The 8,185-nt window shown below is 44.3% G+C and carries 6 protein-coding genes and 1 pseudogene; 6 read left to right on the forward strand and 1 reads right to left on the reverse strand.

Features of this window, described 5'->3' with window-relative positions; all coding sequences use genetic code 11:
• The 6 genes and pseudogenes from HWQ37_RS30840 to kdpC form a co-directional block, all read left to right on the forward strand.
• Window positions 1–224, forward strand: a pseudogene (locus tag HWQ37_RS30840) (RNA methyltransferase); the annotation flags it as partial.
• Window positions 225–511: 287 nt separating this feature from the next.
• On the forward strand, window positions 512–778 hold the full coding sequence (locus HWQ37_RS30845) for a hypothetical protein (RefSeq protein ID WP_292754405.1): 267 nt from the start codon (window positions 512–514) through the stop codon (window positions 776–778).
• 617 nt (window positions 779–1,395) lie between these two features.
• The gene (kdpA, locus tag HWQ37_RS30850; protein ID WP_292754408.1) at window positions 1,396–3,141 is read left to right on the forward strand and encodes a potassium-transporting ATPase subunit KdpA; all 1,746 of its coding nucleotides are present in this window, start codon (window positions 1,396–1,398) and stop codon (window positions 3,139–3,141) included.
• Between the two features lie 219 nt (window positions 3,142–3,360).
• On the forward strand, window positions 3,361–5,502 hold the full coding sequence (gene kdpB, locus HWQ37_RS30855; protein WP_292754410.1) for a potassium-transporting ATPase subunit KdpB: 2,142 nt from the start codon (window positions 3,361–3,363) through the stop codon (window positions 5,500–5,502).
• A gap of 6 nt (window positions 5,503–5,508) precedes the next feature.
• Window positions 5,509–5,778, forward strand: a complete 270-nt coding sequence (locus HWQ37_RS30860; protein WP_292754413.1) for a potassium-transporting ATPase subunit F — start codon at window positions 5,509–5,511, stop codon at window positions 5,776–5,778.
• 244 nt (window positions 5,779–6,022) lie between these two features.
• Window positions 6,023–6,661, forward strand: coding sequence for a K(+)-transporting ATPase subunit C (gene kdpC, locus HWQ37_RS30865; RefSeq protein WP_292754415.1), 639 nt, complete (start codon window positions 6,023–6,025; stop codon window positions 6,659–6,661).
• A 253-nt stretch (window positions 6,662–6,914) separates the two neighbouring features.
• On the opposite strand, the gene HWQ37_RS30870 is transcribed toward kdpC, so the two are convergent.
• A partial coding sequence (locus HWQ37_RS30870) for a calcium-binding protein (RefSeq protein ID WP_363318221.1) occupies window positions 6,915–8,185 on the reverse strand: 1,271 nt, incomplete at its 5' end.

The raw sequence follows: 8,185 nt of genomic DNA on the forward strand, positions 1-8,185 counted from the left end.
TCTGCAATCCACCTTATGGCGAACGGCTGGGGCGAGATAGTGATTTAGGGGCGTTTTATAAACTTTTGGGTGATGTGCTAAAACAACGCTTCAAAGGCTGGACTGCATTTGTCCTCAGTGGTAACAAAGAACTGTCTCAATCCATTGGACTAAAATCATCCCAGCGAATTGCCGTGTATAACGGAGCGCTACCTTGTCAGTTAATGAAATATGAACTGTATTAAGACGGAATCCCAAAAATTGAAGAAGAATTCAGAAGTCAGAATGGGCTAAACGCCCCGCTATCGCTTTTTCGGTCAAAATTCATTCTGAATTCTGAATTCGACTCCTGAATTCTATTTGATGTCAGATTTTTAACACTCTTTAAGAAATTTAATTTGAGCTAAAAAAGCTTCAAAGAATTTCTGAGTATGCATTCTGGCAGTTGTTATGAAAATCTTTTACAAAAGTGACAGTATAATCGGTGACTGACAATCTGCAATTTATTTATCGCTAAAAGGCAAGGCTATTTATGTCAGATCAATTCACCTTTACTGTTACCAATGATACCGAACAAGCAATTACAGAGTTGTGGGTATCTCTCGATGATGAAGACTGGGCTTCATTTACCTTGAGTGATTCAGGGATTCCATCGGGTGAAACAGTAACAATTGCTTGGGCTGAATATACTAATGATTCGCCCTGTGAATGGTATATCTCTGCTGTGTTTGAAGATGAATCAGAAAGCGAGTCAGCCCTATTTAACTTCTGTGAAGAACCAGCTTTAACAATCGGCTAAATTCGCCACTGCGATCGCACTTTACAGATGATTACATATCGGCTCCAGTTATAAAAACAAAAGCCCTACCTCGAAAGGATCTAGGTAGGGCTTAATATTAGAATCAGACCCAGTGACTTTACAGCGAATTTCAAGTTAGTGAGGTACACAAGCTAAAGTCAGGAGTCAGAATTCAGAATGAATTTTGACCGAAAAAGCGGATAGCGCTGGCGGTAAGCGAGTCAGACGCTCCTGCGTCGCTTGCCGCCGGCGCTATCGAGCATCTTGATTCTGACTCCTGTTAGCGATAGCGGGGCGTTTAGCCCATTCTGACTTCTGAATTCTTCTTCAATGGATTTTCAGGCGATCGCTTTTCTATATTTGCAGATATATATCACGATAAACGCTCTGAAGACTTTTATATATAGAAAAATATATTTATTTTATGGCCGAGTTTAAATATTAATTTATACCTTGTGTTCTTTCCCAAAAAGCTCCATGATTAATTGAGGAAGCCCATCGCTATATGTTGGTTAGTTAATAAGGATGCCAATATACTTCATACGTATTTCCGATTCATAACCGGAAAATATCTGATATTTATCTCAAATTTACTTAGGTTGGAGTTTGATTAACTCATGCTAGAAGGATGGATTCAAATTTCATTAACGCTACTAATTGTAGTAGCAATTACTCCTGTTTTTGGGCGCTATATGGCGCGGGTCTACCTAGAACAAAGTACTTTTCTCGATCCGATTTTGAATCCGGTTGAGCGACTACTTTATGCTTTGGTTGGCGTTAAAACCAAAGAAAATATGACCGGCTGGCAGTATGGGCGGGCAATCTTATACAGCAACGTCGTAATGGGGTTGCTGATTTTCTTGGTTATTATGAATCAAGGATGGCTGCCATTGAACCCAACCAAGATAGAAGCCCCAACTTGGGATACAGTGCTGCATACGACTATTTCTTTTATTACTAATACTAACCAGCAGCACTATTCTGGTGAAACCTACATGAGCTATGGCAGCCAAATGTGGGGACTTGGTTATCACATGTTTACCTCCTCTGCGACTGGTTTAGCAGTGGGAATTGCCTTTATTCGGGGATTGACTGGTAGATCCTTGGGCAACTTTTACGTAGACCTAATTCGCTCGATTACCCGAATTTTGCTACCTATTTGTATTGTGGGCGGGATTGTCTTGATAGCCTCTGGCGTTCCCGAAACACTGGCGGGTGCAGTTGTATTCCCTACTTTGGAAGATCCGAATATCAGTCAAGCGATCGCTCGTGGCCCAGTTGCCCATTTTGAAATTATCAAGCAATTAGGGGAAAACGGCGGCGGCTTTTTCGCCATCAACTCAGCACATCCCTTTGAAAATCCCAGTGGATTTTCTAATTTAATTCAGATCGTGGCAATGCTTTCGATTCCCACATCCCTAATCTACACTTATGGCTTGTTTGCAAATAACACCAAACAAGCCTGGTTACTTTATGGGATGGTCGGTGTAATTTTTGTAGGATTTCTGATTGTTACTGCTATTGGTGAATACAACGGCAATCCGACTGTAAATACGCTTTTGGGCAGTCAGCAACCAAACCTAGAGGGTAAAGAAGTCCGGTTTGGTTGGGCAGAATCTGTATTATTTGCGGTAAGTACAACCGGAACTATGTGCGGCGCAGTCAACGGTTTCCACGACTCCTTCATGCCCGCCGGTGGTTTTATTTTTCTCTCTAATATGTTCCTGCAAATCATGTGGGGTGGACAGGGTACAGGAACAGCTTACTTGTTTGCCTATAGCATCCTGGCGGTATTTGTCACGGGTTTGATGGTGGGACGCACGCCAGAATTTCTCGGACGCAAGATTGAAAAGCGGGAGGTGGTACTTGCTAGCTTCCTGATTTTGCTAGTTCACCCCATCGCTATTTTAATTCCCGCAGGTATCGCCTTGGCATTTCCTGACCAACTAGCAGGGATTAGCAATCCAGGATTCCACGGCTTTTCTCAAGTCATCTACGAATATGCCTCAGCTGCTGCTAACAACGGTTCTGGCTTTGAAGGCTTAGGAGATTCACAACCTTCACCTTTTGCGATCGCTACAGGTACAGCACCAACTGTAACTGCTTTGTGGTGGAACTTGAGTACTTGCTTCAGTTTAATTGCCGGACGCTATGTTCCCATCATTGGTTTGCTGTTTTTAGCAGATAGTATGTCTCGTAAGCAAGCTGTTCCCTACACAAGTGGTACATTGCGAACCGATACCGGACTATTTACAGGCGTTACCGCAGGTGTGATTTTAATCCTGGGCGCACTTACATTTTTCCCAGTCTTAGCATTAGGCCCCATTGGCGAAGCTTTCTTTATCGCTAAAGGTATCGGCTAGGGAGTGGGGAGATGGGGGAGATGAGGAGACAAGGGGACAAGGGAGACAAGGGAGACAAGGGGACAAGGAGATAAACAGAACTCCTAACTCTTAACTCTTAACTCCTAACTCCTAACTCCTAACTCAGCACTCAGCACGGGCTAAACCTTAGCTATCCGCTAACAGCACTCAGCACTCTTAAATCAGCACTCCTAACGCCCAATTCCCAAAATTTAATGTATGCCAACTACAACTGATTCTCCTTCACCCCGTATTCCGTCTGGAACTCGTGACTCACGCAAGCATACCCCCAAAACAGATATGCGGGGACTTTACCAAAGAGCAATTCGTGAGTCATTTATCAAGCTAGATCCGCGAATTACTGTCAAAAACCCAGTGATGTTTGTTGTTTGGGTGGGGACAATTGTTACCTTTCTTGTTTCCCTCAACCCAAATCTGTTTGGCACAATCCAAGCAGATATCAACCAACAACGCCTCTTAAATGGGTTGATTACCTTTATTCTCTTTTTCACCCTCGTTTTTGCCAACTTTGCCGAAGCTGTAGCTGAAGGACGCGGTAAAGCACAAGCTGATTCACTGCGATCGACGCGATCGGATACGATCGCTAATAAAATCCTCCCCGATGGTTCAGTAATACAAGTCAATTCTACAGAACTGCGACGGGGCGATTTGGTAAAAGTGAGTGCCAATAATATGATTCCCGCCGATGGGGATGTAATTAAAGGCATTGGCTCAGTGGATGAGTCGGCAATCACTGGGGAATCTGCACCGGTATTGAAGCAACCAGGTACAGATATTGCTAGTTCGGTGACAGGCGGTACACGCCTACTTTCCGATGAGTTGACGATTAAAATCAGTGCCGATCCTGGTCAAGGCTTTATCGATCGCATGATTGCCTTGGTAGAAGGGGCGGAACGCAGCAAGACTCCCAACGAAATTGCTTTGACGGTATTGTTGGCTGTGTTAACACAAGTATTCTTGATTGTGGTGGCAACTATGCCCCCATTTGTTGGCTACATCGCCAGCTTTATCACTACAGCCTTTGGAGTTGAGGCGGGAAACAGTTTGCGGGCGGGTGCTAGCGTTGCTATTCTCATCTCGCTACTGGTAGCTTTAATTCCTACAACTATCGGTGGTTTGCTCAGTGCGATCGGCATTGCCGGGATGGATAGAGTTGCCCAGTTTAACGTTATTGCGACTTCTGGTCGAGCAGTGGAAGCTTGCGGTGACATCAATACCTTGGTGCTGGATAAGACAGGCACGATCACCTTGGGGAACCGGATGGCTGATGAGTTTATTCCTCTGGATAACCATTCAATGATAGATGTGGCGAGAATCTCCCTAGCTGCTAGCTTGTTTGACGAAACGCCAGAAGGTAAATCGATTGTGATTTTAGCAGAAAAGTCCCAGGCTGCGGTAGATTTTAACATTGACAAAGCCGAAGGTGTAGAATTTTCTGCGAAAACCCGGATGAGCGGTACAAATTTACCCGATGGCAAACAAATCCGCAAAGGTGCAGTAGATGCCATTAAGGGATTTGTCCGTTCTCGTGGCGGCAACGTTCCTGATGATATAGACGCAGCTTATGAGCGAGTTTCCCGATTAGGCGGTACACCCTTGGCTGTTTGCCAAGATGACAAAATTTATGGTGTTATCTACCTCAAAGATATAGTCAAACCTGGACTGCGGGAACGATTTGACCAACTCCGCCGCATGGGTGTTCGCACCGTTATGCTCACAGGTGACAACCGGATTACGGCTTCGGTAATTGCCGAGGAAGCTGGGGTGGATGATTTCATTGCCGAAGCGACTCCAGAAGACAAAATTGAAGTGATTCGCTCGGAACAATCTCAGGGTAAATTGGTGGCAATGACCGGAGATGGTACGAACGATGCACCGGCTCTCGCTCAAGCAAATGTGGGTGTGGCGATGAATTCGGGGACGCAAGCTGCGAAAGAAGCTGCTAACATGGTGGACTTAGACTCAGACCCCACGAAGTTGATTGACTTAGTAACCATAGGTAAACAGTTACTAATTACTCGTGGAGCCTTGACAACATTCTCCATCGCTAACGATATTGCCAAGTATTTTGCGATCATTCCGACAATTTTTGCAGCAGCTGGAATCGGCGCACTTAATATTATGGGATTAAAGAGTGCCCAATCTGCGATCGTCTCGGCGCTGATTTATAATGCCTTAATTATTCCGGCACTAATTCCGCTAGCACTCAGAGGGGTGAAGTTTTTACCTTTAACAGCAGATCAACTGTTACGTCGTAACATCTTCATCTTTGGTCTTGGCGGTATCGTTGCTCCCTTCATTGCCATCAAACTGATAGATATTATCCTACCTTTGTCTTAATTTACTATGAAACCTATTCAGATCCGCCGCGCTTTAGCGACATCCCAAGTATTAGAAGAAATAACTGAAATCTGGTGTCAATGGCGTAGACAAAAGCTACCACTGTATTTGTTCTTGGCGATGTGTTTCAATCTAGTGCTAGCACCTCTAGTCTATGCCGCTACTGGTGAAGAACTTTCCCGCAGTCAATCTTGGGGATTGGGACTATTAGGACTGGTGACACTAGGACTTTCTATCTATTTATTTTTTGTAATGTTTGTACCGGAGAAATTCTAGTAATACTAATTCTGTATAAAGATGCGCTAAACCATAAGTACACGAAAGAAAAACGAACCGCAAAGGACGCATTCGCGCAGCGTCTCGTCAGAGAAGGACACAAAGAAAGAAGTTAAAAGGGTTTGGCGCAGCCTCACAAACAAATGGTATAACCATTCCCTGTGTCACAGTAATTAAAATTGCCGTTCGGCTTTCCTCCACTGTTTGAAGTCAAGTTGTTTCTAGTCGTTTCGGGGATGTTCCTATGAGTTTTGCACGTGAAGCTAGTAGAGCTGTTCGTTCTACCCTGGTACTCTGGGTTATTGGAGCGATTATTTATCCTTTTGCAATGATTGCCATTGGGCAGATTGTGTTTCCGTTTCAAGCAAACGGTAGTCTGCTGAAAAATAGCACAGGTCAAGTTGTCGGTTCTGCTTTGATTGGTCAACCTTTTAGTAGCGATCGCTATTTTAACAGCCGTCCTAGTACCACCAGTTACAGCACCGCCGATCCGAAAAAGGATGATGCGGGAGTTTTGAGAACTGGGGTTTCTGGCGCTAGTAACTTGGCTCCCAGTAATCCCGCCTTAATGGAACGCATCAAAGGTAAAGATGACCCAGACCCCAGCAAAAAAGTTGAAGGTGATTTCAATCGTCTGAAAAAAGCAGGTGTGCAACCGACTGGCGATTTAGTCTACACCTCTGGTTCCAGCCTTGACCCCCACATTACCCCCGAAGCTGCGATCGCGCAAATTGCACGAGTAGCCAAAGTGCGGGGAGTTCAACCGAACCAACTCGAAACTTTAATTTCTCAAAACACTGATGGACGCTTTCTGGGCATCTTTGGCGAACCTGGAGTTAATGTATTAAAGCTGAATTTAGCTCTGGATAAGATTAAAGGGTGATTTCAAAACTTTTGTAGAGACGTTGCAATGCAACGTCTCTACTCTAATCCCTAGTCACTAGAGCGTGTTTTCAAAGTCTTAGATCCCCCCAACCCCCCTTAAAAAGGGGGGCAAAAAAGTTATCAAAGTCCCCCTTTTTAAGGGGGATTTAGGGGGATCTAAAAACTTAGGAGACTAAACGATTAGTTTGAAAACACGCCTTAGCCCCTCTCCCCCGTCAATATGTATCTTACTGAGAAACGCTGTATTACAATTAAGCAACAATAACGAAATTGGCTTCGCTTAGTGAGACTCCGATTAATAATTGTGCGAATTTTACTTGACTAAACGCACCACCGCTACCATCTTGATCAAAGAAAAGTCCACCTGCACTACTGTCGTAGATAAATCGTTGAGCGTCTGTTGTCGCACCTGAACCGATGGTAAACTGACTAGCCAAAAGTGTACCTGCTACCAAGCCACCGCCAAAACCAGCAGCCGATACCTGAATATGCTCAACACTCGCCTCGAAGTCATCAAGACTATCGACACCTTGATTGTATGTATTAAAGCTAAAGGTATCAGTGCCACCTTGTCCGTACAGATAATCATTGCCTTTTCCTCCAATCAGGAGATCGTTGCCATCGTTCCCATTGAGAAAATCTTTGCCATTACTGCCCACAATAGTGTCAGCGTTGGCCGTACCATATATTTGTAATCCTTCAATATTCTTGTAGCTAACTCGATATGTCCCACCCGTGATTAAGCCTTGGTTGGTGGTTGCATTGAAAGTCGAGGTGATTCCCTCGATATTATAATTACCAAAATCGACATGTAAAAAATCGTCATCCGCACCTCCATCTACCGTTTGAGTCACTAAGGAAGAGGAGGGAGTAGATAGGGCAAAATAGAAGAAATCATTGTCATCCCCTCCATTGAGGGTATTGTTGCCAGTGGTTTGGGAACAATTAAATGTATCGTTCTCAGAGCCGCCGTCTACAAAATTATTCCCAGAAGAATAATCAAGGCTGAAATAATCGCTCCCAGTTCCTCCCTTGAGGATATTGTTGCCAGTGCTGTACTCAGCAATAAATCTATCGTTCTCAGAGCCACCGTCTAAGAGGTTTTTCCCGGAAGAATAGTTAATACTTAAATTATCATTCCCAGTTCCTCCCTTGAGGATATTGTTGCCAGTGGTATTTTGAGCATTAAGTCCATCATCTCCAGAGCCACCGTCTAAGAGGTTTTTCCCAGAAGATCCAAAAACTTGTAAACGAGCAACCCCACTTTTTCCGTCACCAGAAACATCTAATAGATCGCTCCCACTTCCTCCCTTGAGAATATTGTCGCCAATAGTATTTTGAGCATAAAGTTCATCGTCTCCGACGCCGCCGTCTAAGAAGTTTTTCCCAGTAGATTGAGAAGCATCTAACTCATCGTTCCCACTCCCTCCCAGAAGGATATTATTCCCGGTGCTACCAGTAGCATAGACAGTAAACCAAAAAGTTTTTCCAAAAGGGCGATCGCTACGCACACCGTAAGCAT

The sequence above is a fragment of the Nostoc sp. NMS4 genome (assembly GCF_017115095.1).
Classification (GTDB): Bacteria; Cyanobacteriota; Cyanobacteriia; order Cyanobacteriales; family Nostocaceae; genus Nostoc.